The organism is Endozoicomonas gorgoniicola (genome assembly GCF_025562715.2).
In the GTDB taxonomy this organism is placed as follows: domain Bacteria; phylum Pseudomonadota; class Gammaproteobacteria; order Pseudomonadales; family Endozoicomonadaceae; genus Endozoicomonas_A; species Endozoicomonas_A gorgoniicola.
Window position 1 is genome coordinate 1,055,870 of sequence record NZ_JAPFCC010000001.1, and the last position, 25,587, is coordinate 1,081,456.

At 50.2% G+C, this 25,587-nt stretch carries 28 protein-coding genes; 22 read left to right on the plus strand and 6 right to left on the minus strand.

Features of this window, described 5'->3' with window-relative positions; translation table 11 throughout:
* Positions 1-55: 55 nt before the first annotated feature.
* From yajC to secF, 3 genes are all read left to right on the plus strand, one after another.
* Positions 56-388: a preprotein translocase subunit YajC gene (yajC, locus tag NX722_RS04880; protein WP_262566972.1), complete on the plus strand. Its 333-nt coding sequence runs from the start codon at positions 56-58 to the stop codon at positions 386-388.
* Positions 389-521: 133 nt separating this feature from the next.
* Complete coding sequence (gene secD, locus NX722_RS04885; protein WP_262566973.1) at positions 522-2,393, plus strand: protein translocase subunit SecD; 1,872 nt, start codon at positions 522-524, stop codon at positions 2,391-2,393.
* A 10-nt stretch (positions 2,394-2,403) separates the two neighbouring features.
* Positions 2,404-3,327, plus strand: coding sequence for a protein translocase subunit SecF (gene secF, locus NX722_RS04890; protein ID WP_262566974.1), 924 nt, complete (start codon positions 2,404-2,406; stop codon positions 3,325-3,327).
* Here the strand turns inward: secF and NX722_RS04895 are convergent.
* A complete protein-coding gene (locus tag NX722_RS04895) occupies positions 3,269-3,523 on the minus strand; it encodes a hypothetical protein (RefSeq protein WP_265442335.1) in 255 nt (84 codons plus the stop codon). The genes secF and NX722_RS04895 overlap by 59 nt on opposite strands.
* A gap of 239 nt (positions 3,524-3,762) precedes the next feature.
* On the opposite strand from NX722_RS04895, the gene tnpA reads away from it, so the two are divergent.
* The 3 genes from tnpA to NX722_RS04910 all read left to right on the plus strand — a co-directional run bounded on the left by tnpA (position 3,763) and on the right by NX722_RS04910 (position 7,482).
* Complete coding sequence (gene tnpA / locus NX722_RS04900) at positions 3,763-4,197, plus strand: IS200/IS605 family transposase (RefSeq protein WP_262564606.1); 435 nt, start codon at positions 3,763-3,765, stop codon at positions 4,195-4,197.
* Between the two features lie 575 nt (positions 4,198-4,772).
* Positions 4,773-6,038, plus strand: a complete 1,266-nt coding sequence (gene ltrA / locus NX722_RS04905) for a group II intron reverse transcriptase/maturase (protein WP_262563619.1) — start codon at positions 4,773-4,775, stop codon at positions 6,036-6,038.
* Positions 6,039-6,372: 334 nt separating this feature from the next.
* Positions 6,373-7,482 (plus strand): mechanosensitive ion channel family protein, encoded by a 1,110-nt coding sequence (locus tag NX722_RS04910; RefSeq protein WP_262566975.1) that lies wholly within the window; start codon positions 6,373-6,375, stop codon positions 7,480-7,482.
* A 162-nt stretch (positions 7,483-7,644) separates the two neighbouring features.
* Here NX722_RS04910 and NX722_RS04915 read toward each other — a convergent pair whose 3' ends face one another.
* Entirely contained in the window at positions 7,645-8,637 is a 993-nt protein-coding gene (locus NX722_RS04915) for an IS30 family transposase (RefSeq protein ID WP_262563592.1), read from the minus strand.
* Positions 8,638-8,796: 159 nt separating this feature from the next.
* Between NX722_RS04915 and NX722_RS04920 the strand changes: the two genes are divergently transcribed.
* The gene (locus NX722_RS04920; RefSeq protein WP_262566976.1) at positions 8,797-9,774 is read left to right on the plus strand and encodes a hypothetical protein; all 978 of its coding nucleotides are present in this window, start codon (positions 8,797-8,799) and stop codon (positions 9,772-9,774) included.
* 100 nt (positions 9,775-9,874) lie between these two features.
* On the opposite strand, the gene NX722_RS04925 is transcribed toward NX722_RS04920, so the two are convergent.
* Positions 9,875-10,690, minus strand: a complete 816-nt coding sequence (locus NX722_RS04925) for an inositol monophosphatase family protein (protein ID WP_262566977.1) — start codon at positions 10,688-10,690, stop codon at positions 9,875-9,877.
* A gap of 323 nt (positions 10,691-11,013) precedes the next feature.
* On the opposite strand from NX722_RS04925, the gene trmJ reads away from it, so the two are divergent.
* From trmJ to iscX, 10 genes are all read left to right on the plus strand, one after another.
* Positions 11,014-11,814: a tRNA (cytosine(32)/uridine(32)-2'-O)-methyltransferase TrmJ gene (gene trmJ / locus NX722_RS04930; RefSeq protein ID WP_262566978.1), complete on the plus strand. Its 801-nt coding sequence runs from the start codon at positions 11,014-11,016 to the stop codon at positions 11,812-11,814.
* A gap of 43 nt (positions 11,815-11,857) precedes the next feature.
* Positions 11,858-12,652, plus strand: a complete 795-nt coding sequence (cysE, locus tag NX722_RS04935) for a serine O-acetyltransferase (protein WP_262566979.1) — start codon at positions 11,858-11,860, stop codon at positions 12,650-12,652.
* Between the two features lie 404 nt (positions 12,653-13,056).
* Entirely contained in the window at positions 13,057-13,533 is a 477-nt protein-coding gene (gene iscR / locus NX722_RS04940) for a Fe-S cluster assembly transcriptional regulator IscR (protein WP_262566980.1), read from the plus strand.
* Between the two features lie 99 nt (positions 13,534-13,632).
* Positions 13,633-14,847: an IscS subfamily cysteine desulfurase gene (locus NX722_RS04945; RefSeq protein ID WP_262566981.1), complete on the plus strand. Its 1,215-nt coding sequence runs from the start codon at positions 13,633-13,635 to the stop codon at positions 14,845-14,847.
* 78 nt (positions 14,848-14,925) lie between these two features.
* Entirely contained in the window at positions 14,926-15,321 is a 396-nt protein-coding gene (gene iscU / locus NX722_RS04950; protein ID WP_262566982.1) for a Fe-S cluster assembly scaffold IscU, read from the plus strand.
* A gap of 54 nt (positions 15,322-15,375) precedes the next feature.
* Positions 15,376-15,699: an iron-sulfur cluster assembly protein IscA gene (gene iscA / locus NX722_RS04955; RefSeq protein ID WP_262566983.1), complete on the plus strand. Its 324-nt coding sequence runs from the start codon at positions 15,376-15,378 to the stop codon at positions 15,697-15,699.
* A gap of 121 nt (positions 15,700-15,820) precedes the next feature.
* A complete protein-coding gene (hscB, locus tag NX722_RS04960) occupies positions 15,821-16,390 on the plus strand; it encodes a Fe-S protein assembly co-chaperone HscB (protein ID WP_262566984.1) in 570 nt (189 codons plus the stop codon).
* Between the two features lie 29 nt (positions 16,391-16,419).
* On the plus strand, positions 16,420-18,285 hold the full coding sequence (hscA, locus tag NX722_RS04965) for a Fe-S protein assembly chaperone HscA (RefSeq protein WP_262566985.1): 1,866 nt from the start codon (positions 16,420-16,422) through the stop codon (positions 18,283-18,285).
* A gap of 2 nt (positions 18,286-18,287) precedes the next feature.
* Positions 18,288-18,626 carry an ISC system 2Fe-2S type ferredoxin gene (gene fdx / locus NX722_RS04970; RefSeq protein WP_262566986.1) on the plus strand — a complete coding sequence of 113 codons (339 nt, stop codon included), beginning with the start codon at positions 18,288-18,290 and terminating at the stop codon, positions 18,624-18,626.
* A gap of 41 nt (positions 18,627-18,667) precedes the next feature.
* The gene (gene iscX, locus NX722_RS04975) at positions 18,668-18,868 is read left to right on the plus strand and encodes a Fe-S cluster assembly protein IscX (RefSeq protein ID WP_262566987.1); all 201 of its coding nucleotides are present in this window, start codon (positions 18,668-18,670) and stop codon (positions 18,866-18,868) included.
* A gap of 82 nt (positions 18,869-18,950) precedes the next feature.
* Here iscX and NX722_RS04980 read toward each other — a convergent pair whose 3' ends face one another.
* Positions 18,951-19,262, minus strand: coding sequence for a hypothetical protein (locus NX722_RS04980; RefSeq protein ID WP_262566988.1), 312 nt, complete (start codon positions 19,260-19,262; stop codon positions 18,951-18,953).
* A gap of 158 nt (positions 19,263-19,420) precedes the next feature.
* Between NX722_RS04980 and NX722_RS04985 the strand changes: the two genes are divergently transcribed.
* A complete protein-coding gene (locus tag NX722_RS04985; RefSeq protein ID WP_262566989.1) occupies positions 19,421-19,738 on the plus strand; it encodes a hypothetical protein in 318 nt (105 codons plus the stop codon).
* A 76-nt stretch (positions 19,739-19,814) separates the two neighbouring features.
* Here NX722_RS04985 and ygfZ read toward each other — a convergent pair whose 3' ends face one another.
* Positions 19,815-20,831: a CAF17-like 4Fe-4S cluster assembly/insertion protein YgfZ gene (gene ygfZ, locus NX722_RS04990; protein WP_262566990.1), complete on the minus strand. Its 1,017-nt coding sequence runs from the start codon at positions 20,829-20,831 to the stop codon at positions 19,815-19,817.
* A 177-nt stretch (positions 20,832-21,008) separates the two neighbouring features.
* Here ygfZ and NX722_RS04995 point away from each other — a divergent pair, with 177 nt between their 5' ends.
* Together NX722_RS04995 and NX722_RS05000 are read left to right on the plus strand one after the other, a co-directional pair.
* Positions 21,009-21,284 carry an FAD assembly factor SdhE gene (locus NX722_RS04995; RefSeq protein WP_262566991.1) on the plus strand — a complete coding sequence of 92 codons (276 nt, stop codon included), beginning with the start codon at positions 21,009-21,011 and terminating at the stop codon, positions 21,282-21,284.
* On the plus strand, positions 21,274-21,756 hold the full coding sequence (locus NX722_RS05000; protein ID WP_262566992.1) for a protein YgfX: 483 nt from the start codon (positions 21,274-21,276) through the stop codon (positions 21,754-21,756). The genes NX722_RS04995 and NX722_RS05000 overlap by 11 nt, the downstream gene beginning before the upstream one ends.
* A gap of 140 nt (positions 21,757-21,896) precedes the next feature.
* Here NX722_RS05000 and nadB read toward each other — a convergent pair whose 3' ends face one another.
* Positions 21,897-23,525, minus strand: a complete 1,629-nt coding sequence (gene nadB / locus NX722_RS05005; RefSeq protein ID WP_262566993.1) for an L-aspartate oxidase — start codon at positions 23,523-23,525, stop codon at positions 21,897-21,899.
* Positions 23,526-24,201: 676 nt separating this feature from the next.
* Between nadB and rpoE the strand changes: the two genes are divergently transcribed.
* Positions 24,202-24,786, plus strand: a complete 585-nt coding sequence (gene rpoE / locus NX722_RS05010) for an RNA polymerase sigma factor RpoE (protein WP_262566994.1) — start codon at positions 24,202-24,204, stop codon at positions 24,784-24,786.
* Between the two features lie 104 nt (positions 24,787-24,890).
* Positions 24,891-25,583, plus strand: a complete 693-nt coding sequence (locus NX722_RS05015; RefSeq protein ID WP_262566995.1) for a sigma-E factor negative regulatory protein — start codon at positions 24,891-24,893, stop codon at positions 25,581-25,583.
* The last annotated feature ends 4 nt before the right edge of the window (positions 25,584-25,587 follow it).

Sequence of the window (25,587 nt, forward strand, 5' to 3'; positions counted from 1 at the left end):
TGTCCTTGTAGAGGAGACAGCACGATTTATAACTTCCAAAAGCAAGGAGTAGTCAATGATTCCATTTATCAGCCCGGCGTATGCCGATGGTGCGGTAGCAGCAGGCCCGGGTATGGCGGGTCAGCTGATTATGCTGGGTGGCTTTGTGCTGATTTTCTGGTTGCTGATCTGGCGCCCACAATCCAAGCGTGCCAAAGAACACAAGAACCTGATTGCCGGACTGAATAAGGGTGATGAAGTCGTTACCACCGGCGGTATTCTGGGTAAGGTTACCAACACGACTGATGAGTTTGTCACTCTGCAGGTGGCTGACAATATGGTACTGAACTTTCAGAAATCGTCTGTAGCGGCTACTCTGCCTAAGGGTACGATCAAGGCGATCAAATAATAGGCAGGCAGGCCTGCGGTCTGTGTGCTTATATACTGTGCCGGGAATCATGAATTCCCGGTTTTTTTGGAGAAATGGATAACGTCAGTAAATGCTGACAATTCATACTTAAAATATCAGGAACCGGTGAGCCATGCTCAATCGTTATCCCCTGTGGAAATACCTGCTCATAGCATTCGTTGTGGCGCTGGGGTTTGTTTACTCCCTGCCCAACCTCTATCCCGATGATCCGGCAATTCAGATTTCCGGAGCCAGTTCTTCAACTGTGCTGGAATCCGCTGTGCTGGAACGGGCTGAAAAGACACTCAAAGAGGCGGGTATTGCTGTTAAAGCCGCCGAAGGTGACGAAAAAAATCAACTGATCCGTCTGCAACAGGCAGACCAGCAACAGCTGGCCAGAAGTCTGATCAAGGATGCGTTGGGTGATGATTATGTCGTTGCCCTGAACCTTGCCCCCACCACGCCGGACTGGCTGACAGCCATTGGTGCCTACCCGATGAAACTGGGTCTGGACCTGTCTGGTGGTGTCCACTTTCTGCTGGAGGTCGATACCGGCCGGGCAGTGAAGCAGCGACTGGATATTGCTAATAGCGAAATTCGTGCCCAGCTGCGTAAGGAACGCCTGCGCTATCGCACGATGCCTGAACGTGCCGACGGAGCCCGTCAGCTGGCTTTTCTGGATGCCGATGCCCGTGATGCCGCCGAGCGGGTGATTACCCGTGAAAACCCTGACCTGCTGGTTGAAACCGGGGAGCAGGGGGATCTTTATGTGGTTTCCTTTGGTTTCAGCGAACAGCGTATTCGTGAGCTCGAAGACGACGCGGTACGTCAGAACCTGACCTCCATTCGTAACCGTGTTAACGAACTGGGTGTCTCTGAACCACTGGTTCAGCGACAGGGCCGTAACAATATTGTGGTGCAGCTGCCCGGCGTGCAGGATACGGCTGAAGCCAAGCGTATTCTGGGTAAGACCGCCAACCTGGAGTTCCGTCTGGAAGCTCTGCCCAATGCGTCCCGCACCAGTACTGAGTCCTTCCCGTTCCGTGACGAGCGTCGTCCGAATGCCCTGTTGGAACGAGACATCATTATTACCGGTGACCGTGTTTCCAGCGCCCAGTCTAACTTTGACTCTGAAAGTGGTCAGCCGCAGGTTAACATCAGCCTCGACAGTACCGGCGGTAAGCGTATGAACGACGCTACCCGCGGTAACATTGGTCGTGCCATGGCGGTGTTGTTTATTGAGCAGAAGCCGGTGACTCGTGTTGAAACCCGTGTGGTGGACGGCGAAACCGTACGTGTTGAAGTGCCTGGCTTCCGTGAAGAAAAGCACATCATCAGTCTGGCGACCATTCAGTCTGCTCTGGGTAATCAGTTCCGTATTACCGGCCTGAACTCTGTGGGTGAGGCGTCTGAGCTGGCACTGCTGTTGCGTGCGGGTTCTCTGGCGGCACCAATGCACTTCGTTGAAGAGCGTACGGTGGGTCCGAGCCTGGGTGCAGAAAACATCAAAATGGGTATTGATTCTACCCTGATGGGACTGGCTCTGATCGTGATGTTCATGATCGTGGTCTATCGCGTGTTTGGCCTGCTGGCGAATATTGCCCTGACCATCAACCTGATGTTGATGCTGGCCATGATGAGTCTGTTTGGCGCTACCCTGACCATGCCGGGTATTGCCGGTATCGTGCTGACGCTGGGTATGGCAGTAGACGCCAACGTACTGGTGTTCTCCCGTATCCGTGAAGAAATCAAGCTGGGCCGACCCATACAGCGAGCGATTCACGATGGTTATGACCGTGCCTTTATCTCCATTTTCGACGGTAATATCACCACGCTGCTGGTGGGTGTGATCCTGTTTGCGGTGGGTACTGGCCCGATTAAAGGTTTTGCCGTAACTCTGTCCATCGGTATCTTAACGTCCTTGTTCACTGCGATTATGGTGACCCGATCACTGGTTAACCTGGTGTACGGTGGTCGTCGTGACCTGAAGAAACTGAACATCTGAGGTGACAGCGATGACTGATAAGACAGATGAAAAAATCATAAACTTTATGCGCCTGCGCTTCATCGCCAGCTTTATTTCGATAGTGCTGGTGGTGGGCTCTCTGGTTTCCCTGACGACGAAAGGGCTTAACTGGGGGCTGGATTTTACCGGCGGTACCCTGATTGAGCTGGTTTATGACAAACCGGTGTCAACGGAAGGGATTCGTGGACAGCTGGAGTCTTCCGGTTACACCGATGTTGTCGTGCAGGAGTTCGGTTCTGCGCAGGATATTCTGGTGCGTATGCCGGGTAGTGATCCGGGCCTGGCCAAAGAACTGGCTGACCAGCTGAGCAAGCAGTACGAAGGCAACGTTAAGGTCAAGCGCGTTGAGTTCGTTGGTCCGCAGGTGGGTGAGCAGCTGCGTGAGCAGGGTGGCCTGGGAATGCTGTTGGCATTGGGCATGGTGATGCTCTACATTGCCTTCCGTTTCCAGTTTAAGTTCTCTGTGGGTGCGGTTCTGGCGCTGGCGCACGACTCCATTATTGCGATGGGTCTGTTCTCGGTGCTGGGCTTGCAGTTTGACCTGACAGTGTTGGCCGCTATTCTGGCGCTGGTGGGTTACTCCCTGAACGATACCATTATCGTATACGACCGTGTTCGTGAAAACTTCCGCAAGCGTCGTAAAGGCTCGCCGGTTGAGATCATTAATGTTTCCCTGACCCAGACGCTGGGACGTACGTTGGCGACCTCGGGTACTACCTTGATGGTGCTGATGGCTCTGTTCCTGTTTGGTGGTGAAATGATCAATGGTTTCGCTTCCATGATGATTGCCGGTGTTGTGGTGGGTACTTATTCATCCATCTACATTGCGTCCAATCTTCTGCTGTATATGAACATCAGTCGTGACGACCTGATTGTGCCGGTGAAGGAAGATGAGGTTGACGATCGTCCTTAATCGATACTGACTGATTGTTGGAAGCCGGGTTTTTTGCCCGGCTTTTTTGTTTGCCCAGCGAAGCGGGCAAACCCGTCAGGCTGAAAGAAGCCTGAGCCGCCCCGACTGAGGGGAAGGCAATCTGAATGGCAAGGGCGTAACTGGCCAACGGTTGGGTCTGAAGGAAGCCATAGGAAGTCAGAGGTACACAGCGCAAGCGAACCTGATTCGGCAGGTTGGGAGCGGCAAGCGTGCGAAATAGCGCAAAGCCCGATACTCAGTCAGTCCCAACTCTGTGCTTGAGGGTGGCATTTCTGACGGGGAACCGTTTAGTGCATCGTGAAAACCCACGTCCTATGGACGTGGTCATGAATGGTTGGCTCCGCCTGCCATGAACTACCCATGCTACTCCTTATCTCTGAGTTGTCCCCACAACTACTAGAGATAGGAAGTAGCATGAGTAGATTTGAAAAGTTAACGCATGTCATTTGGCATTGCCAATATCATATAGTTTGGGTGCCCAAATACAGGTTTCGAGTCCTGACCGGAGCCGTGAAAGCCGAGGTTCATAACAGTATTCAAGTATTTTGTAGTCAGCTTGGATGTACGGTAGTGGAACTGAACATCCAGAGTGACCATGTGCATTTGCTGGTAAAAGTGCCGCCGAAAGTTTCGATATCGACGCTCCTGGGAACGTTGAAGGGGCGAACAGCTTTGAGGCTGTTCACGAGATTTCCGTACCTCAAGAAGAAACCATACTGGGGCAATCACTTTTGGTCAAAAGGCTACTGTGTCGATACTGTCGGTGTAGATGCAGAAATGATCCGTAAGTATGTGAAGTACCAAGAAAAGAAAGAACGTCTCCAACAGGAGATAGACTTCAGGAAATAACCTGCAATCTTGGGACAACTCTCACCAGCCTTCTCTGAAGGCTGGCGGTTTCAGCCCCCTTTTAGGGGGCATAAAGCAAAACCACGTTCTAAGAACGTGGATCATTTACTTAACTGGGGAAGCCTGGCATCAATCTCTGAATCTCAGGGGCTGTTATCGCAAGAGGAAACTCAAGGGTAACAGTGGTGTGAGGTGGCAGATGATCCTGTAGTAGTGATGAAATTCCGGCCTGTGAAGGCGGGTAACCGTTCGGAGGGCAAAACCGGAATGACTACAGCCAGAGTGACTGTAGGGCATGTGTCGTCAAAAGCGGCAGATGTTGCGAAGGGGTGAAGCATTCTTAAAGAACAGTCAGACCGCAGGAATGATACTGTGAGCGCACAAGCTGCCTGACGAGGCAGGACATCTTTGGCTGGTGAGGTTGGGAACAATCCTGCTAAAAGAAAGAGCCGCGCTCGGGAGTAAAGGACAGGTAGCAGGTAGATTGCCTTGAGCCAGAACGCCTGTGAATGTCCATGAAGAATCCGGCCACAGTAGAAGGATGGCGCAATCTGTCTGTCGTGAGACAGTAACTGATGAGAGTATATTATAGCCTGTATGGGCGCTTGCTGACGATGGAAGCGCTTTACAACGGATTCAAAAAGGTATGGAAAGCGAAAGGTGCGGCCGGAATAGATGGGCAGAGCCTGAGCGACTACGCCTCGAATCTGCGTGGGAATCTTGAACAGTTACTGCTTGAATTGCGGGAAAAGCGCTACAAACCGCTACCGGTAAAGCGTGTAGAAATCGACAAAGAAGACGGTGGAAAGCGTCTGCTGGGAATCCCCGCAGTAAAAGACCGAATCGTCCAACAAGCACTTCTAAATATCCTGACCCCGATCTTTGATCCGGACTTCCACCCGTCCAGCTATGGGTACAGACCGAATCGAAGCTGCCATCAAGCCATTACCAAGGCGACCCTGTTCATACGAAAGTACGACAGACGCTGGGTGGTGGACATGGACTTGTCCAAATGCTTTGACCGACTCGACCACGAGTTAATTCTCAAGGCGTTCAGGCACAAAGTGGCAGATGGAAGCATCCTGAACCTGATCAGAATGTTCCTGAAAAGCGGGGTGATGGTTGGCTATCAACTGGAAGCCACGGAAACAGGCAGTCCACAGGGCGGAGTGATCAGTCCCTTAATCTCAAACGTCTATCTTGATGCGTTTGATCAGGAAATGATGCGACGCAAGCACAGGATTGTCCGCTATGCGGACGATATCCTGATTCTGTGTGGCTCCAAAGCAGCGGCAGAAAACGCTCTGAAAGTGGCGACCAAAGTACTGGAGCAAGACCTGAAACTGACGGTCAACCAGAATAAAACACACATAGCCCATAGCGGCGAGGGTGTGAAATTTCTGGGAGTTGAAATCCTGAGCAGCTATACGCGCATACAGGAAAAGAAGCTCAACGCACTGAAAGCAAAGGTAAAGCGAATCACGAAAAGGAATCGGGGAACGAACCTTGAAGGAGTAATCCGAGAACTGAACCCTGTGATACGAGGATTTGCTAATTACTTCAGGATAGCGAACTGTAGTCGTGAATTAAAACGGCTGACAGGATGGATGAGGCGCAGGCTGAGATGTTTACAACTGAAACAGTGGAAGAAACCAGCGAAGCTGCATCGTCGGCTGAAGCAACTGGGTTACAAGCCACCATTTAAGTACATCAAAATGCGTTCATGGAGAAATGCGTGCAGTCCCCTGTCGCATTTAGCCATGCCGAACAACTGGTTCAATGAGATAAAGTTGTTCAATTTGGAAGGCGTTAAAACGGGCGTTCTTGCCCCTTATTGTTAAGGGATAGAGAGTGCAGGAGCCGTGTACGAGGTCCGTACGCACGGTTCTGTGGGAAGGACGGGGCAATAGCCCCGCCTTACCTAATTTCAGCGAAGTGGGCAAATCCGTCGTGACAGGGCAAGGGTTGTAGTTCAGATCAGCGGTTTTGAGATTTTGTCATGGTTTGTTCAGAGGTACGCCGTATCAGGCGTTTCTGGAGCTTGAATTTCTCTTCAGGGAAGCGCTTAATCAACTTCAGCAGGGCGGGTGGAGTGCAGCGATACCCGACATAGCCGGAATAATAATTATTTGTTGGGTATCGTTACGCTCCCCCAACCGATCACAGGAGTCTGCTGTGGACTTTTCATCTTTGCCTGAATTTCCTGCCTGGCTTGTTCAGGTTGTGCTGATCGTTTTTATAACAGCGATACTTGCTTCTGTATCCCGAAGAATGCTGAAAAAACTGGCAGGTAAAGCCCGGTCAGTCCACTCTGTCTGGCCTGTTATATTGTTGGAGGCCGGGCGTAAACCTCTGGTCGCGCTGATCTGGCTCACCGGGGCAGGCTGGACAGTGGATGTCATCTGGCAGAGTACCGGTATTGCCATGCTGGCAAAGTTTGATGGTATTCGGGATATGCTGGTTATCGGGCTGTTTGGCTGGGTGCTGGTGAGGCTGATACGCGAAGTGGAGAAACAGTATCTGTCCGGAGTTCTGGGTGGTCACGATAATGATCCGACCTCAGTAGTTGCTGTTGGTCGTCTGTTGCGGGTGACAGCCGTTATCATCAGCGGTCTGATGCTCATGCAAACTCTGGGTTACAGTATTTCCGGCATTCTTGCTTTTGGCGGTGTAGGTGGTATTGCCATTGGTTTTGCAGCCAGGGATATGCTGGCGAACCTGTTTGGCGGCATGATGATTTATCTGGATAAACCCTTTGGAGTTGGCGACTGGATCCGCTCACCGGATAAAAATATAGAAGGTACCGTGCAGTATATTGGCTGGCGTCAAACCCGGATTCTGACCTTTGAAAAGCGACCACTCTATGTGCCTAATGCTACTTTTATGACTATTTCCGTGGAAAACCCTTCCCGAATGGAAAACCGGCGTATTAAGGAAGCCATAGGTTTAAGATACCGGGATTCCCGCCTGCTGGCTCCGCTGTTGGCGGAGATTCGCAGCTATCTACAGGAACATAACGAGATCGACCAGAGCAAAATTATAATGGTGAATTTCAACCAGTTTGGTGCATCCAGTCTTGATTGTTTTATCTATTGTTTTACCCGCACCACTGACTGGGCTGAGTTTCATATGATTAAGGAGCGGGTATTGCTGGATATTATGGCAATTATCCATCACCAGGGGGGCGATATAGCCTTTCCGACTCGAACCCTGGATTTACCGGAACCGTTATCTTCTGAGTTAAATACCCGGGCTGAGCAGGCTAAAGATGTAAACTCTGTCTGAATAGAATTTTCAGGTTAAAGGCCAACAGGAATTCAGTGAGCCAAGGGCAAATAAGTTGTTTTGAATGGTTTCACTCCATTCAGCCTGTTGGCTTAAATCTATCGGGAAAAGCTGTTAACCAAGCGTAAATTTAGGAAACCAAAAAAATAATGACTCCTGAATTCAAGTCATAAGTGCATAACCCATGACTTTTCTTGCATCTATTCCAGTTGACTCTTTAAATGCCTCATAAGGAGTCTTGTAGCCCAGGCACTTTCTTGGCCTGTTGTTCAGCTTATCCACTGCAATGATGACATCTTTTTCTGTCACGCCATTAAGCTCCATCGACTTGGGGAAATACTGCCTTAGCAAACCATTAGCATTCTCATTCTGGCCTCTTTCCCAAGAATGGTAGGGGGCAGCAAAGTAGCTGTCACATTTTAAAGCTTTGGCAATTGATTCATGCTGAACAAACTCCTTTCCATTGTCGTATGTTATTGTCTTTACAAACCTTTTCAGAGGCTTGAGTACGTCAATTATTCCCTGTTTAACCGCTTTTGCCTTCTTGCCTGGTAGAGGGACAGCAAGGCGAAGCTTGGTTTTTCGTTCATCTAATGTAGCGATGGCTCCTTTATGATTTTTACCTATTACAGTATCAGCTTCCCAGTCACCAACTCGCTCTCTGTTGTTGACCACTTCGGGGCGTTCTTCAATGCCAACCCGATTTGGTATACCGGTTCGGTTATGAGCTGAACCGTATCGCTTTCGATAAGTTTTTTTCTGGTGCCTCAAGTGCTTATAGAGCGAGCCTCCGCGCCGTTTATCATCCGCTACAAATTGATAAATCGTCTCATGATGCAGCTTGATTACACCGTCCTTTTCAAGCCTTCCAGCCACTTGTTCAGGACTCCAATCTGAACGGATATCGTTTGAAATACGTTGTTTAATGTCGTCTGTCAGCTTAATAGCTTTTGGCTTATCTTTGTGCCGCTGCCGAGCTGTGCGATTAGCCTGTTGGTGCCTGTACCCTCTTTGCCCTTTATTGCGGTTTACTTCTCGCGACACGGTAGGCTGTGAACGGCCAAGCTTTTTAGCAATTTTGTTTTGTGAAGTCCCATTTTTGAGTTCAGTTTCGATATAATATCTCTCTTCAGAGCTCAGGTGTGTATAGGCCATCCTTGGCTTCCTCTGTATGGTTTGGTTGCTTTACAGAATACCCCTGAGTTCTGATTCACTTCAAAGGTTCTGAAACAATCCTCTGGTTACAGAGGTTATGCACTTATGATACGAATTCAGGACTACTTTATTATGATGTAAATTATCCGGAACAGTACAGTGAACTACAAAGTTAGCACTCTATTACTGATTTTTTCTCTACTGTTCCCTGACTGCTTGTTTGCAACGATTGATGTAACGTGGTTTTTCAGTAGGAAAGGCAAAGCAGAGAAAGTAGTTATTACCCGATACGATGAAATAGATAAAACATTCATGTACTACCTGCCGGGATCATCTAAGAGCAAGTCAGATCATATTGCGTCAGAAGCGTTTTCAGGCTCTGAGGGAGAACCAGACCTGTTAAAGTATATGATGCAGTACTTACCAAGGGAGAGTTTGTTTTTGGTTGGCTCAAACCGCTTTAGTGTACCGGTTTTTGATTATGACGCTGTCAACTTTCGCCTGCCGTTGTTTCCTATAGGTTTGCTGCCCGGGTTTTCTTTCAGCTACAGGCCGCTGAGGGTTGAAAGGCTCGGAAGTTTGCATAACACAGTATTGGTTTATTTGAGAGCGGTCAGAGAACCAACGATTAAACTGTCAGGCAGTGAAAGAGAAAACATCAGGCTGAAATCAAGCGCATCGGATTCAAATGAGCTGGAATTAATGTCATCAGCGGCTGTTTCAAGGGTGGTCAGAGATCAAACTGTGCCTGAATTAGATATACCAGAATCAGTCTGTACTGTTGTTATCAGCTATCAACATGGTCGATATCAGATTTTCCTTATCAGGGATTTTATTAGCTCTACGCAGGTACAGGATATTATACAACTGACTATGCGTGGCCGGGCTTCTTTAGAACACACTTACTATCATACGGCACTTGATGAGGACCGCTTCCACGCATTGCTAGGACTTGATATTAACAATTTGTGGGTGGATGAGCCCGATGGAGGTGATAGGGAGCCATTGTTGCCTACCAGGTCGTCCACAGAAGAAAGACAATTCACAAACGTCGTTAGGTTTGCTCAGCAGATAGCTACTTCTCTGATAGTTTTATGTTACATGCTCCTTAGTAGTAACTCGTTTTTAATTTTGTAGTCAGATTTTCTCAAAATAAAGTAGGTATGTCAGAGCCTGAATTGATAAATAGTGATTACTGGCTGCAGAGCGATTCTGCAACCAGTGGCAGGCAGTTGGATTAACGTCCCATGCCTTCCGCTACAAACGGACGAATCCGCTTCAGCATCTCTTTGAACAGCTTCGGGTTACCACAGACAATCTGGTTTTTCTCCAGGAAATCGTGACCGCCCATGAAGTCACTGCACAGGCCACCTGCTTCCTGGATGATCAGAGAGCCAGCGGCCATATCGTAGTTCTTCAGACCGAATTCCCAGAAAGCATCCAGCTTGCCGGAAGCAACGTAGGCCAGATCCAGAGAGGCGGCTCCGCAGCGACGGATACCAGCAGTATCACCCAGCATGGCACGCATCATGTTCAGGTAGCCATCCAGGTAGTTCAGGTTGTTGCCGGAGAATGGAATGCCAGTACCAATCAGAGCGCCCTCCATGGAGCGACGATCACTGACGCGGATACGCTTGCTGTTCAGCATCGCGCCCTGGCCACGACTGGCGCAGTAAGTTTCATCCTTGATCGGGTCGAGAATGACGGCGTGTTCAATACGACCCCGGTACTGGCAGGCAATAGAGATGGCGAACTGGGGGATGCCACGGATAAAGTTGGTGGTGCCGTCCAGAGGATCAATAATCCAGAGGTAATCCTTGCCTTCACCCTTGCCTTCCGTATGACCGGATTCTTCACCGAAGAAGCCATGGTCAGGGTAAGCTTTACGCAGGGAGGAGATGATCATCTCTTCAGAGGCGCGATCCACCTGGGTCACAAAGTCATTGCGATCCTTGGCTTCCACCTTGAGGTTCTCAAGGTCGCGGTAAGCGTGAACAATAATTTCGGCAGCAGCGCGAGCGGCGCGCAGAGCCATATTTACCATGGGTTGCATAGGCTGGATTACATCTGAAATTTGAAAGATCGAATATGAATATCGGAAGAAGTTGCCATGGGTTAACCCTCGGTGCCTTCGAATCAGTGCTTGACTGACCCTGATTTCATATCACTTGCGCGAACTTGCCCGGAAAAAGCGTTTAGCAAATCGTTACGCGAAAAAGTGCGCGGATTATAAAGAAGAATGTACCCGTAATACAAACCTATTGTTCATTATTTGTGGGGTTTTCCGGTAAACTACACGATTTGGCTGCATAAGCTGTCAGTGGAACAGGCAGCCTGAAGCTATTCCTTCTTCAGTTAACACAGAGATAATTTGTGGTGAACGACTCCGCAGCGAAAGAGCCGGCAATCAATGTCCCGCTGGCTCTCGATAATATTTCCATTGTCCTGATTAATACCACCCACCCCGGCAATATTGGTGCGGCTGCCCGGGCCATGAAGGCGATGGGGCTTAGTCGTCTGGTTCTGGTCGGTCCGGCCGATTTTCCTTCTGGTCATGCAACAGCGCTGGCATCTGGTGCGGACGATATTCTTGCTAATGCCAGAGTGGTCGACACGCTGGATGAGGCGCTGGCAGGTTGTCAGTTTGTGGTGGGTACCAGCGCCCGGGTACGTGGTGTATCACTTGAGCTGGTTGAGCCAAAAGTCTGTGCCAGCCAGATTCTGGATGAAGCCGGGCAGGCTCAGGTGGCACTGGTCTTTGGTCGGGAAGACCGGGGGATGACCAATGAGGAGCTGAGGCGATGCCATTTGCAGGTTCATATTCCGACCAATCCTGATTTCAGTTCACTGAATCTTGGTGCAGCGGTTCAGGTTATGGCTTATGAGTTGCGTATGACTCAGCTGGCTCGTCAAGGTGGTGTCGAGCTGCCTAAAACCAAGCAGATGACACACGCTTCGCAGGAGGATATGGAGCGTTTTTATCAGCATCTTTATGAGACACTTGTACAAATAGGCTTTCTTGAACACAGCAGTCATGAGAAGATCATGGCGAAATTAAGACGTATGTACGGACGGATTCGGCCGGATCGGGTAGAGCTGAGTATTCTGCGTGGTATTCTGTCCGAAACCGGTAAATTTGCGAAGGATTCTTCAGCACCCTCTGAAGAAGGCTCTTAAGAGTCCTCTTCATAGTAACGAGAACAAGACAGACGATTGGATTATGTTTGAGCGACTCAAAGAAGATATTAGAACCGTCATGCAGCGAGACCCTGCCGCCAGGGGAACGTTTGAAGTAGTGACGAACTACCCCGGCCTGCACGCGCTGCTGTTGCATCGCGTTGCCCACAGACTGTGGAATGCCGGCTTCTGTTGGATGGGTCGCAGTCTCTCGACATTCAGCCGCTGGTTCACGGGCATTGAAATTCACCCCGGAGCTACCATTGGCCGGCGTTTCTTTATTGACCACGGCATGGGGGTGGTGATTGGTGAAACCGCTATTATCCATGACGATGTAACGCTTTATCATGGAGCGACTCTGGGGGGGACCTCGCCCAATAAAGGCAAGGATCATCCGGTTAACCAGGGTAAGCGTCATCCAACGCTGGCTAACAACGTGGTGGTGGGTGCCGGTGCCAAGATTTTGGGGCCTTTTACTGTGGGAGAAGGTGCCAAGGTGGGTTCGAATGCGGTTGTCGTAAAAGAGGTACCGCCCGGAGCGACTGTTGTTGGCGTTCCTGGCCGTGTTGTCGAGAAGCGGACGGCGATTGATTCCCGTCGTCAGCAGATGGCAGAAAAAATTGGCTTTGATGCCTACGCAGTTACAGAGGATATGCCGGACCCCACGTCTAATGCGATTACTGCCATGCTGGATCACCTGCACGCAGTCGATGACCGGATGCTGGAAATCTGCAAGGTTCTGGAAAGCAAGGGATTGTGCGGTGATATGAACCCGATACCAGAGCTGAATGAAGAGGACTTTGCTTCCCTGAAGAGCAGAGAGCAGGAAGAGGCATGATAGCGTCAGACGTATACAGGCATCAGGCTGCTTTGATCGTCTGATGCCTGTATACGTTGGTAGTAATGACGATGCCTGCCGACTTGTATAAAATAGCCCGTCGCTATAAAAATAATCCCAAATAGTACATTTCATCCTTCTTCTATCATCTTTTCCTAGAGTTTTATTAATACTTGACTATTTTACTCAGGTATTACATAATTCGCACAAATGCTACAGTCAGGCTGAATTTCAGGTACAGATCAGCCGACCGGGTTCTGTGAAAAAGCTTTTCAGATACGTTGCTTTTTTAGACAAAAGTTTTTCAGACAAAAGTTTTTCAGGCGTATCAGAGCTTTGAGCAAATGATCAGGCAAAGATAGCGCTGATTACTATAACCAGCTTATTGAGAGTGAGAATCCAGCATGCGATTGACCACCAAAGGACGCTACGCCGTAACTGCCATGTTGGATCTGGCGCTGCATGCGAGCCAGGGGCCGGTTGCCCTTGCTGATATTTCCGAACGTCAGGGTATTTCACTCTCCTATCTGGAGCAGCTGTTCTCTCGTCTGCGCAGAAACGAGCTGGTATGCAGCGTGCGCGGGCCGGGTGGGGGATACCGCCTCAGTCGTGACAGTCAGGCTATTTATGTGGCTCAGGTGATTGATGCGGTGAATGAATCGGTTGACGCAACCCGCTGTCATGGCGATGGCGGATGTCAGCAGGGTGCCAAGTGTCTGACGCACCATCTGTGGCATGACCTGAGTAAACAGATTCACGAGTTTCTTGGCAATATCAGTCTGGCTGATCTTGTCGCAAAAAGAGAAGTTCAAAATGTCGCTGTTCGTCAGGACGAACAGCAGAGCCAGGACAACAAGAGTGTGATTAACAGCCTGCTTTAATGCTGTTGCTCACAGGGATAATACGACAGCCTTGAGCGTGTAAAACGCCTCGAGCGTTTAAAGCACTTGGAGCGTGTAAAACGCCTGGAGATGTATGGGATGAAACTACCAATTTACCTTGATTACTCTGCAACGACACCGGTCGATCCTCGTGTCGCCGAAAAAATGAGCCAGTGTCTGGTTGCTGAAGGTAACTTCGGCAACCCTGCGTCTCGTTCGCATGTGTTCGGCTGGAAGGCTGAGGAAGCTGTAGAAGATGCCCGCCGTAATGTGGCAGACCTGCTGGGCGCTGATCCCCGCGAAATTGTCTGGACTTCCGGTGCCACCGAGTCTGACAATCTGGCGATTAAAGGTGTGGCACACTTTTATGCCAAAAAAGGCAAGCACATTATTACCTCCAGAATTGAACATAAGGCGGTACTCGATACCTGTCGTCAACTGGAGCGGGAAGGTTACGAAGTGACCTATCTTGATCCGGATTCAGACGGCATCATCACGCCGGAAATGGTGGAATCCGCCCTTCGTGATGACACAATTCTGGTTAGTCTGATGCACGTCAATAATGAGATTGGCGTAATCAACGATATTGCGGCTATTGGTGAAATCACCCGAGCCCGTAAGGTTCTGTTTCATGTGGATGCTGCCCAGAGTGTGGGCAAAATTCTTCTGGACATGAACACTATGAAAGTTGACCTGCTTTCCATTTCTGCGCACAAAATGTACGGACCCAAAGGCATTGGGGCTCTGTATGTGCGTCGTAAGCCCCGTGTACGTCTGGAAGCCCAGATTCACGGTGGTGGTCACGAGCGTGGCATGCGTTCCGGTACTCTGCCAACGCATCAGATTGTTGGTCTGGGCGAAGCCTGTCGTATTGCTAAAGAAGAAATGGCAATCGACCATGAGCACTGCCTGAGTCTGCGTCAGCGTTTCCTGAACCACTTTGAAGGTATGGAAGAAGTGCATGTGAACGGCTGCCTTGAGCAACGTGTTGCCGGTAACCTGAACGTCAGTTTTGCTTTTGTGGAAGGCGAATCCCTGATCATGGCTCTGAAGGATGTTGCGGTTTCCTCCGGTTCTGCCTGCACCTCTGCCAGTCTGGAACCTTCTTATGTGCTACGTGCGCTGGGACTGGATGACGAGCTGGCACATAGCTCCCTGCGTTTCAGCTTCGGTCGTTTCTCGACGCCCGAGGAAGTGGATTATGCTGCTACCCAGGTGAAGGATGCCGTGGTTAAGCTGCGTGAGCTGTCGCCTCTGTGGGACATGTACAAGGATGGCGTTGACCTGAAATCCGTGCAGTGGGTTGCACACTAAGTGAATTTTGGTGCCGGTTCCGGACTCTGTAAACACTGAGAACGGCACTATCGCAGAATAGGGTGGGAGGATAGAACCATGGCTTACAGTAAAAAGGTGGAAGACCATTACGAGAACCCTCGTAATGTCGGTAAACTCGACGCCGGTGCGGAAAACGTCGGTACTGGCATGGTCGGCGCACCAGCCTGTGGTGACGTTATGCGCCTTCAGATTCAGGTAAGTGATGAAGGGGTGATTGAAGATGCCCGCTTCAAAACTTACGGCTGTGGTGCCGCTATTGCCTCCAGCTCTCTGGCGACAGAGTGGATGAAAGGCAAAACGCTGGACGAGGCGTCCGAGATCAAGAACACCGATATCGCAGAAGAGCTGGCGTTGCCGCCAGTTAAAATTCACTGCTCTGTTCTGGCTGAAGACGCTATCAAGGCGGCAGTGGATGATTATCGTAGTAAACATGACGGTGAATCCGCAGCCTGATTCACCGCAGTGACAGGGGGAACCTGTCGCGGTCAATTTTAGTTGGAGTATTTCATGGCGATCACTATGACCGCTGCCGCAGCAAGGCATATCAGGGATCAGTTGGAAAAGCGTGGTAAAGGCGTTGGCATCAAGGTGGCCGTTCGTACGTCTGGCTGTTCCGGTATGGCTTATGTGCTGGAATTTGTGGATGTTAAGGTCGATGAAGACAGCGTATTTGTCAGTCACGACCTGGAAATTCATTCTGACCCCAAAAGTCTGGTGTACCTGGACGGCACCGAACTGGACTTTGTGAAACAAGGCCTGAACGAAGGTTTCCAGTTTAATAACCCTAATGTCGCCAGTGAGTGCGGCTGCGGTGAAAGCTTCAACGTTTGATTTTATAGTAAGCCCGACCTCTCTCAGGTCGGGCTTTTTACGTTCTGCCCTTCTAAATGGTTACCACTTCCGGATAGCACCTTTATCGCCATTCCCGAAGTCACTTGGAACAAGCATCACCGTGGTTGATATAACGAAAAACTATTTTGAGCTGTTTCAGCTTCCTGTCTCCTGCCAGGTTGATCTGTCGCTGCTGGCCGAGCGGTATCGTGAGCTTCAGAAAACCGTGCATCCTGATCGTTTTGCCGGGGCGGATGATCGTCAGCAACGGCTTGCTATTCAGTACGCTGCCTATGTCAACGAAGGCTATGAAACGCTGAAATCGTCCATGGCAAGGTCGCTGTACCTGCTGGAACTGGCTGGTTGCAAAGTTGACCTTGAAACGAATACGGTGATGGACCCGGTATTTCTGATGGAGCAGATGGAGTTGCGTGAAGCCATGTCTGAAGTGCGTGACCATGCTGATCCGGAAGCAGAACTGGAACGGATGGTTGACGAAGTAGACGAAGGGATTGAAGCCCTGTTTGGTACCTATGAACAGCTGTGGCTGATCGCCAGTGAAGAAGGCACTGAAGCGCCCGCCAGAGAGGATGCGCTGAAAAAAGCCCGGGATACTGTACGAAAGATGCAGTTCATGGTTAAGCTTGCGGCTGAACTGGAACAGCTGGAGTCAGAGCTGTTAGATAGTTAAAAAGCCAGTTGTAAAGATAAGGCAATATAATGGCATTACTACAGATTTCCGAGCCGGGGCAAGCGCCTGAGCCGCACCAGAGTAAGCGGGCGGTGGGTATTGACCTGGGTACGACCAACTCCCTGGTGGCGTCGGTGCGTTCTGGCAACGCAGATACTCTGCCTGATCATCAGGGTGAGCATATACTGCCTTCTGTCGTTCATTACGGGGAGCAGGGCGTTACTGTTGGTCAACAGGCCGAACAGCATATGGTCAGTGATGCGCTGGACACAATTGTTTCCGTCAAGCGTCTGATGGGGCGGGGCTTAAATGATCTTTTCACTCTGGGGGGGGTTATGCCTTACCGGTTTGTGGAGTCTGAAAGTCAGATGCCTCTGATTGAAACCCGCCGAGGTTCGGTCAGTCCGGTAGAGGTGTCAGCTGAAATTCTGCGTTCCCTGGCAGGACGTGCCACTGAATCGCTGGGGGGAGAGCTGGATGGGGCTGTGATCACCGTGCCAGCGTATTTTGATGAATCCCAGCGTCAGGCCACCAAAGATGCTGCAAAATTGGCAGGTCTTAACGTTTACCGTCTGCTGAATGAGCCTACTGCGGCAGCTGTCGCCTATGGTCTGGACCAGGGGGGTGAAGGGCTGATAGCGGTTTACGACCTTGGTGGTGGTACCTTTGATATTTCTATCCTGCGTTTGCAGAAAGGTGTGTTTGAAGTACTGGCCACCGGCGGTGATACAGCCCTTGGCGGTGATGACTTCGACAGGGCGGTCGCTTGCTGGGTGCTGGCGCAGGCGGGTGTTGATGAATCTTCCCTGAATAATGAACAGCATCGTCAAATCATGCTGGAAGGTCGTCGTGCCAAGGAAGCCCTGACAGATCACGACAGTGTTGATGTGTCGTTTGGTAACTGGTCCGGCAAGTTGACCACCGGGCAGTTTAACGAGCTGGCAGATAAGCTGATTGACCAAACTCTGCGAGCGTTCAAGCGCGCTTTGCGGGATGCGGGTTATAAGGCAAAAGATATTGAAGCGGTGGTGATGGTCGGCGGCTCAACCCGTATGCCAAGAGTGCGCTCCCGTATTGCTGATTTTGCGAAAAAGCAACCTCTGACGTCTATTGACCCGGATCGCGTTGTAGCGGTAGGGGCAGCCTTGCAGGCTGATGTGCTGGCGGGTAACAAATCTGGCGACGATATGTTGCTGCTGGATGTTATTCCGCTGTCTCTTGGTCTGGAAACCATGGGTGGGCTGATGGAGAAGGTGGTTCATCGCAATACCACCATTCCCGTTGCCAGAGCGCAGGAATTCACCACCTATAAAGATGGTCAGACGGCTATGGCTATCAACGTCTTTCAGGGTGAGCGGGAGTTGATCAGGGATAATCGTTCCCTGGCGCGCTTTGAGCTGCGTGGTATTCCGCCGCTGCCAGCGGGTGGTGCTAAAATCCGTGTCACTTTTCAGGTGGATGCGGACGGATTACTGGGGGTGTCGGCTGAAGAAATGTCTACCGGCGTCAAGAGCAGTATTCAGGTGAAGCCTTCCTACGGTCTGACTGACGATGAGATTGCCCGTATGCTCAGAGATTCATACTCTCATGCTGTCGATGATCGCAACAGTCGTCGTCTGCTGGAGCAGCAGGTTGAAGCGGATCGGTTGTTGGAGGCTCTGGTAGCCGCCATGCAGGCTGATGGTGAAGCTTTGCTGAGTCAGGAGGAGTTCCAGTCTGTTCTGGCGGATATGGAACAGTTAACAGCGACCCGTCAGGGAGAGGATGCTGACGCTATCGCCCGTGAGATTGAACGGGTCAGCAAGGCGACGGAAGAATTTGCCGCTCGTCGTATGAATCAGGGTATCCGCAAGGCCCTGGCCGGCCATAGTATTGATGACTTTGAGGAGTCCTGATTATGCCTCAAATTGTATTTTTGCCCCACGAGGACCTGTGTCCCGAAGGTGCCGTGATTGAAGCTGAACCCGGTGTATCGGTGCTGGATGCTGCTCTTCAGAACGACATCGAGATTGAACATGCCTGTGAAAAATCCTGCGCCTGCACAACCTGCCACGTCATTGTGCGGGAGGGATTTGATAGTCTGGAAGAATCTGACGAGCTGGAAGACGACCTGCTGGACAAGGCCTGGGGTCTGGAACCTGAGTCTCGCCTGAGCTGTCAGGCCGTAGTGGCCGATGAAGACCTGGTGGTTGAGATTCCCAAGTACACCATTAATCAGGTTTCAGAGCGTCATTAAGAGACGCTCTTTCATAGCTGTTTAGCGTTGGGGGAGGTTTTATGAGTCTGAAGTGGACCGATAGTTACGATATTGCCATTGAGTTGTCGGAAGCTTATCCGGATACCGATCCGAAGTTCGTCAACTTTGTTGACCTGCGCAACTGGGTTCTGGCACTGGAAGGTTTTGATGATGATCCGGAACATTGTGGCGAGAAGGTTCTTGAGGCCATCCAGATGGCATGGATTGACGAAGTCAGTTGAAGGCAGTTGTCTTCTATAAACTGCTGTAAAAATAGAAGACCTTGCAGGTATTTTCTGTAAGGTCTTTTTTTTTCAGCATTGCTCACCGGTTACGCCAGTAGCGATCTCCCGGTTGCCAGTGGATCAGGTCTTCCGGGTGAAATAATGCTCTGTGAGGTTTGAGCAGTGGGAGTTGCTGCCATTGCCTGACGCCTGTGGGCATCTGTGCATCAAACCACTGCCCGGAAAAATGAATAAAAGCGTGGGGAATCAGGCGACGGACATAAAATAGTTGCGCTGCCGGACAACATTGAATCGCCTGTCTTGCCCAGTCGTAGCAGTAGCCGCTGTTAATATCTGTCCAAGGTATACGCCATCTCTGGCATATCTGCCGGGTCACTCCATGAAAGACCATCCTGGCTGCCTTTTTAAAATTATTATTGGAATTTACGTTTTTGTTGTTGTGATTATGCAGGCTCTGGTCAGATATAAAAAGTCAGTTGTCTCTGTGGTATCGTCACTATCTGCTATGCTGATTGCTCAAACAAAAACCACTTACTCAAGGAGTGTTGTATGAGTGCCGTAGCTGAGTCGAATGATCCTGATCATACACTTAATACTCTGACGGATTTGATCAGAATTGTTGGTGAAACCCGATCTGACGTTAAGGTTATTGACCGCAAGGTTGACTGTAATCAACAAGAAAATCGTGAACGTTTTGACCGGCTTGAGCAAAAGCTCGATTCAAGTGTTGATCGGCTTGATTCTCGTATAGACCAGCTGGAGCATAAACTCGATTCTCGTATAGACAAGCTGGAGCATAAGCTCGATTCTCGTATAGACAAGCTGGAACTACTTATCCGTCAACTTCACCCTAATGCTAACAATTAACAGCCGCCTGACAACATGCATATATTGAATGCCCAGAAAGAAATGTGAGAGAGTCAAAGACTCTCTCACAGGTCGGTCAGCGTTGGAGTTCTGCTTTTGCATCAATGTTGTATGGCAGAGGCGCAACAGTGAAGTTGATGTCATTGTCAGGCAGTTGTACATCACTGGTTTCAGCGGCTTCTACCCGTATAACGGCAAGCAGTTCGGTCTGGTTGGCATCGGTCGGTGTGACTGCATACAACACTTCACCAATGGTTTTACCCGCTGTATTGGTCAGTTTGGTATTAGGAGGTAACTCAACGGCTGAATCGGTAGTCAAGTGGTAACAGCGGCTTTTTAATTGCCCCAGATTTTGCATGCGGGCAACAATTTCCTGCCCTGTATAGCACCCTTTGCGAAAGCTGACCGCATTCAGGGTGGGTAGATTCAGATGTTGTGGAATGTATTGCTCAGCCGCTTCAGGCAATAGTTCAGGGATAACCGCTTCGATATCCAGCAGACGCCAGTGAGACTGGGAGACTGGCAGAAAATTCTGTTTCAGCTTATTCCACCAGGTAGGCAGCTGGTCAGCTGGCAGCCAGAGTTCATAGCGTTCACAGCTGCCGGGAACGGCCAGCAACCAGACACTTTCTTCAACCTGCATGGCCGAAGCATCCTCTGGGGTATTGCCAAACAGCGTCTGAAGTGTGCCTTTAATATTGGAGCCTGATAACCCCAGAGCGACCAGGGAGGTATCAATAGTCTGTTCTGATTTGAAAAACACTGCATATTTGCCAAGTGTCGTTTGAGTAGCGTCCAGAAGTCCTTTGTGCATCGACAGCAGGAAGCCGTTTTCGGAATGGAGCAGGCGAAACGCGCTGTACATTCTGCCTTTGGGGGTGCATGCGGTACTCAGATGATGTTGGGCAGGTTCCAGTCTGTCAAGATTGTTGCTCAGTTGTCCCTGCAGGAATCGCTGACTGTCTGGGCCGCTGACGCTGAGAAAGCCACGATCAGTCAGCAGGCTCATTGCTGACTGGTGACGATCGGCAAGGCTGGCATGGCTCACTTGTTCAAGGAATGGGGCAAACAGGGAAGCGTGATCATTACTCATAATAGGCTCGGATATGTACTCAGGAAAAAGCCGGCGTGTTTGAGCCCAATAATAGAGGAAAGTACCGTCTCGCAACACTGTGGCGACTGTCGTAATGTGAAAATTTGTTGCCTTTAGAGTCGCTTCCTGAGAGGGGTGAACTTATAATACCGCCCTGACTAACAAGGAGTTTGCCGAATGAAATTAAGCGGTGATGATTTTAAACGGGTTCAGTGGCACAGTCGCCGGGGCATGCTGGAACTGGATGTTTTGCTGGAGCCGTTCACCAATCAAGTGCTGAAGGACCTGTCGGCAGAAGACCAGCAGACTTATGTGCGCCTGCTGGACTGTCAGGATGCGGATCTGTTTTCCTGGTTTATGAGCGAGCAGCGCCCGGACGATAAGGAGCTGGCTGCCATGATTGATACGGTTATCACCTACGCCCGCCGCAGCTTTAACACAGATGGTGTCTGATGACGATGAGTTGATCGAGATTCGTGTACACCGGTCCTGGTTTATGCTGGCTGTCGGGACCTGTGTTCATTTCCTTGCTTTGCTTGCGCCATGGTTTTCAAGTCTTTCCTTTCTCCTGCAACTACTCATTTCTTCACTGGTGGTTGTTTATGCAAGAAGTTTTTATCAGCGACATATTACCCGGACCAGCCCGGACAGTGTGCTTGCCCTGCGCTATCGCAATGATCAATGGCTACTGCTAACGAAATCAGGCTGGCAGCGAGCCTGGACGACAGGGACTCTGCTGGTGACACCATGGTTGATGGCTTTCTGCTTCCGTACTGAAGAAAAAAAGAACGGATTATCATGGGTTGGTGTGGGGAACTATCCGGTTTGCCTCTGGCCTGATACTGATAAAGCGGCTTCACTGCATGCGTTGAGGTTGCGTCTGCTATTGAAAAAGAACAAGCCTGATGGAACTGCGTACAAATAATGTGAATAGTAATTTCAAAGTATGTCAGCGGTTGAGCTGAAGCTTGTGTAATCTCGGTAATAAGATAACGTCAGGGGGCGGGGTGAAAAGCCTGCCGTGGGCAGGCTTTCTGGTCAGGAGTAATGGTTTTGTAGAGGATTTTAGTACTCTACTGCATATTCCGGGCGGAAGTTATTGGGTGTCAGGATGGTATCTTCAACCTTTTGAGCTGTTGCCGGATAGTCCAGCGTATAATGCAAACCCCTTGACTCTTTTCGTGACAGTGCGCTTTCAATAATTAGCTCTGAAACCAGAGCCAGGTTGCGCAGTTCAATCAGGTCGTTACTGACCTTGAAGTTACTATAGAAATCATTAATTTCAGACTGCAGCAGTTTGACCCGGTTTCTTGCCCTGAGCAGACGTTTAGTGGTACGAACAATACCAACATAGTCCCACATAAAACGGCGCAGTTCTTCCCAGTTATGGGAAATGACAACTCCTTCGTCCGAGTCTGTCACCTGGCTCTCATCCCAGTCGGGCAAGGTTTCACTGTTATTTATTTCGTGGATGGAGCGATTGATGGTGTCTGCGCAGCTTCTGGCTGTTACAAAACACTCCAGAAGAGAGTTGCTGGCCAGACGGTTGGCACCGTGCAGGCCTGTGAAGGCGCATTCACCAATGGCGTAAACACCGGGAACATCGGTCTGCCCCTGATGATTCACGAGTACACCGCCGCAAGTGTAATGTGAAGCGGGAACAATCGGTATAGGCTGCCTGGTGATGTCGATACCGTATTCCAGGCAGCGCTCATAAATAGTCGGAAAATGAGAACGGACAAACTCCGCTGTTTTATGACTGATGTCGAGAAACAGACAGTCTGCTCCCAGGCGCTTCATCTCGTGGTCAATGGCACGGGCAACAACATCACGGGGAGCCAGTTCGGCACGTGAGTCGTAGTCCGGCATAAAACGGGTGCCGTCCGGTCGCAGCAATTGCCCGCCTTCACCACGAACGGCTTCTGAAATCAGGAAGGATTTGGCGTTTGGGTGATACAGGCAGGTCGGGTGAAACTGGTTGAACTCCATGTTGCCAATACGGCAGCCAGCGCGCCATGCCATAGCAATGCCATCGCCACTGGCTCCATCGCTGTTACTGCTGAACAGGTAGGCTTTGCTGGCACCGCCACTGGCCAGTACCTGGGCTTTAGTTTTAAACAGGTGAACCCGGTCAGACTTCAGGTCGAGAACATAAGCGCCCAACCCTTTTTGTTGCTGGACACCCAGCTTCTGGCTGGTGATCAGGTCAATGGCCAGGTGGTGTTCATAAATATCAATATTGGGTTGCAGTCTGACCCTGGCGATCAGGGTGTCAGAAATAGCCTGCCCCGTTGCATCGGCAGCATGAATAATACGCCGGGCGCTGTGACCACCTTCACGGGTCAGGTGAAAGCCGAAGGAGTGGTTGCGTTTTTTATCTTCAGTGAAAGGTACGCCAATATCAATCAGCCAGTGGATGCTGTCCCTGCCGTTTTTGACAATGTGTTCCACTGCGTCTTTTCGACACAGTCCGGCACCTGCAATCAGGGTGTCTCGGGTATGTTGTTCAAGGCTGTCACCCGAAGGGTCCAGCACAGCGGCTACCCCGCCCTGGGCGCCAGAGGAAGAACCGGCATTGAGGTCACCTTTGCTGAGTATGGCAACACGCAAATTCGGATCAAGATGCAGTGCCAGAGTCAGACCAGCGGCTCCGCTACCAATAATGATGACGTCGTAATTATAAGACTGATGCATTTGAATTCCCTGAACCCTGGTATCTGACGATACTGCACATCCGATCCATAATAGTTGGAATCATGATGATGTCTGCCAGTATGAGCTTTGGGACAGGGTAGTCTCCGTTGCTGTCATCTGACATCAGGTTTCCTGAGTGTCATGGCTCTAAGAGGCCGTCTTAAAACAGTTTGCAAAGATGTTTAACAGGTCGGATATTTTTTGCATACTGCCAGAAAATGACTCAATGATATTCTGGCGGTTTTCAGGTTCTGTTCACAGAACCTAAAGTCTCACGTCTTTGGTGCCGATGGGTTAACCGAGATGCACTGTAAAGATGAGACATTCTTTAAATATACATATAAGACCTGTAAACGGCTTGTTAGTATATAGAAATTACGGTCGGCACTATAGTACGCTGTGGTGATCCGAATCATCTTTTCAGTAAAAACTGAAAAAAAAATTAACGAGTTCGGGAACTTTCAGGCCGGATTATGGTCTATAGAGAAGCAGAAAGAATCCGTAGTGCAAAAAACACTTTTTCTCAGGATGCTTTTAGCCAGTTGCCAGAGCCTGAAAAGGTTCGTGGCTGGAAAAAGATAGCTTGGGCTATGACGTCTGTAAAGCCCGTTGAGTTAGAGGATAAGTGTCGTTTGCCGCATTCAGAGCAGGGTTGCCAGCAGATGAGGATATTTGCATGGTAGAACCTCAGGAAGCGGATCAACAGCTGGTCGAACGGGTGCAGAAAGGCGATAAAGCCGCCTTTGACCTGCTGGTAATTAAATACCAGCATCGTGTTCTGGGACTGGTCAGTAGTTATGTGAATGACTATCAGGAAGTCCAGGATGTAGCACAGGAAGCTTTCATCAAGGCATACAGGGCCATTGATAAGTTTCGGGGAGACAGTTCGTTTTATACCTGGCTGTATCGTATTGCTGTCAATACAGCCAAGAACCATCTGGTGTCCAAGGGCCGGAAGCTGCCAGAATCGGATATCGACGTACACGATGCCGAGTTTCTGGATACCGCAGCCAGCCTTAGAGTGGTGGATACTCCCGAACGGAACCTGTATCGTGATGAGATTGAACGCGTTATCCATGACGCTATTCGTCGTTTGCCGGACGAGCTTCGCACCGCAGTGATGCTGCGTGAGTTTGACGGTTTAAGTTATGACGAGATTGCCCATGTTATGAACTGCCCTGTCGGCACTGTGCGCTCAAGGATTTTCCGGGCCAGGGAAGCCATTGACCGAGAAATAGAGCCGCTGCTCAAACGAGGCTGACTATTTTAAAAGCAGTAATGAAATTCGTCAGGACTTAAAGTGACAACCCGTTTTCCCCGGTTTCATCAGGGGGGGCGGTAGAAGATAGCACCAGGGGTGTATCTATGAGTGAGAAGCCATCTCACAATCATGTCCGGGACCGCCTGAACGAGTCCCTATCAGCTACTCTCGATGGTCAGGCTTCTGAGCTGGAAATGCGCAGAGTTCTGGAAAAGCTGGGCAGTGATGATGACTTGCGTGCAACAGCACGTCGTTACCAGTTGGTTGGTGATGCGGTCAGGCATGAAACCAGCCAGTTTATGAATATTGATCTTTCTGCCAGCATCCGTGACAGGGTTGAGCGGGAAGAAGTAACCCATCAGATGCAGGAACAGCCTCAAATACAGCCAGTGGGCAGGATGACCAATGTTGTCAGCCTGCTGGATAGCTGGTGGTCTTCAATGGGGCGTGTGGCCGTTGCGGCGTCTGTCGCCTTTGCTGTGATTGTTGGTGTGCGTAACTTCAACCAGGTTGAAGAAGTGCATACTGTGGCAGATGTCTCCGATCAGGCGACCCTTACCCAGCCATTGCAGATTTCCAGAAATGACTACGGAGCTTCCGGGATCCGCGCGGGTTACAACTCCCGCGAACATGACACGATTACTCCAGAACAACTGGCTCAGGCGCAAAACGTTGCCAGTCGGGCGACCCGCGAGCGTTTCCGTGCTTACGCTTTGCAGCACGCGGAAATGAGTGCGGTTCAGGGAGGTCAGGGCATGTTGCCCTTTGCGAGGTTGACCAGTTTCGACACACAGTGAGCTT

Excerpts from the sequence above, each read along its gene's own strand:
- ygfZ (WP_262566990.1), bottom strand. The coding sequence starts at position 20,831 with ATGAGTAATGATCACGCTTCCCTGTTTGCCCCATTCCTTGAACAAGTG.
- ltrA (WP_262563619.1), top strand. The coding sequence starts at position 4,773 with ATGAGAGTATATTATAGCCTGTATGGGCGCTTGCTGACGATGGAAGCG.
- NX722_RS05000 (WP_262566992.1), top strand. The coding sequence starts at position 21,274 with ATGGTGTCTGATGACGATGAGTTGATCGAGATTCGTGTACACCGGTCC.
- NX722_RS04945 (WP_262566981.1), top strand. The coding sequence starts at position 13,633 with ATGAAACTACCAATTTACCTTGATTACTCTGCAACGACACCGGTCGAT.
- tnpA (WP_262564606.1), top strand. The coding sequence starts at position 3,763 with ATGAGTAGATTTGAAAAGTTAACGCATGTCATTTGGCATTGCCAATAT.
- NX722_RS05015 (WP_262566995.1), top strand. The coding sequence starts at position 24,891 with ATGAGTGAGAAGCCATCTCACAATCATGTCCGGGACCGCCTGAACGAG.
- NX722_RS04980 (WP_262566988.1), bottom strand. The coding sequence starts at position 19,262 with ATGGTCTTTCATGGAGTGACCCGGCAGATATGCCAGAGATGGCGTATA.
- nadB (WP_262566993.1), bottom strand. The coding sequence starts at position 23,525 with ATGCATCAGTCTTATAATTACGACGTCATCATTATTGGTAGCGGAGCC.
- iscA (WP_262566983.1), top strand. The coding sequence starts at position 15,376 with ATGGCGATCACTATGACCGCTGCCGCAGCAAGGCATATCAGGGATCAG.
- rpoE (WP_262566994.1), top strand. The coding sequence starts at position 24,202 with ATGGTAGAACCTCAGGAAGCGGATCAACAGCTGGTCGAACGGGTGCAG.
- iscX (WP_262566987.1), top strand. The coding sequence starts at position 18,668 with ATGAGTCTGAAGTGGACCGATAGTTACGATATTGCCATTGAGTTGTCG.
- iscU (WP_262566982.1), top strand. The coding sequence starts at position 14,926 with ATGGCTTACAGTAAAAAGGTGGAAGACCATTACGAGAACCCTCGTAAT.
- fdx (WP_262566986.1), top strand. The coding sequence starts at position 18,288 with ATGCCTCAAATTGTATTTTTGCCCCACGAGGACCTGTGTCCCGAAGGT.
- NX722_RS04925 (WP_262566977.1), bottom strand. The coding sequence starts at position 10,690 with ATGCAACCCATGGTAAATATGGCTCTGCGCGCCGCTCGCGCTGCTGCC.
- hscA (WP_262566985.1), top strand. The coding sequence starts at position 16,420 with ATGGCATTACTACAGATTTCCGAGCCGGGGCAAGCGCCTGAGCCGCAC.
- NX722_RS04995 (WP_262566991.1), top strand. The coding sequence starts at position 21,009 with ATGAAATTAAGCGGTGATGATTTTAAACGGGTTCAGTGGCACAGTCGC.
- NX722_RS04915 (WP_262563592.1), bottom strand. The coding sequence starts at position 8,637 with ATGGCCTATACACACCTGAGCTCTGAAGAGAGATATTATATCGAAACT.
- secD (WP_262566973.1), top strand. The coding sequence starts at position 522 with ATGCTCAATCGTTATCCCCTGTGGAAATACCTGCTCATAGCATTCGTT.
- cysE (WP_262566979.1), top strand. The coding sequence starts at position 11,858 with ATGTTTGAGCGACTCAAAGAAGATATTAGAACCGTCATGCAGCGAGAC.
- iscR (WP_262566980.1), top strand. The coding sequence starts at position 13,057 with ATGCGATTGACCACCAAAGGACGCTACGCCGTAACTGCCATGTTGGAT.
- secF (WP_262566974.1), top strand. The coding sequence starts at position 2,404 with ATGACTGATAAGACAGATGAAAAAATCATAAACTTTATGCGCCTGCGC.
- NX722_RS04985 (WP_262566989.1), top strand. The coding sequence starts at position 19,421 with ATGAGTGCCGTAGCTGAGTCGAATGATCCTGATCATACACTTAATACT.
- yajC (WP_262566972.1), top strand. The coding sequence starts at position 56 with ATGATTCCATTTATCAGCCCGGCGTATGCCGATGGTGCGGTAGCAGCA.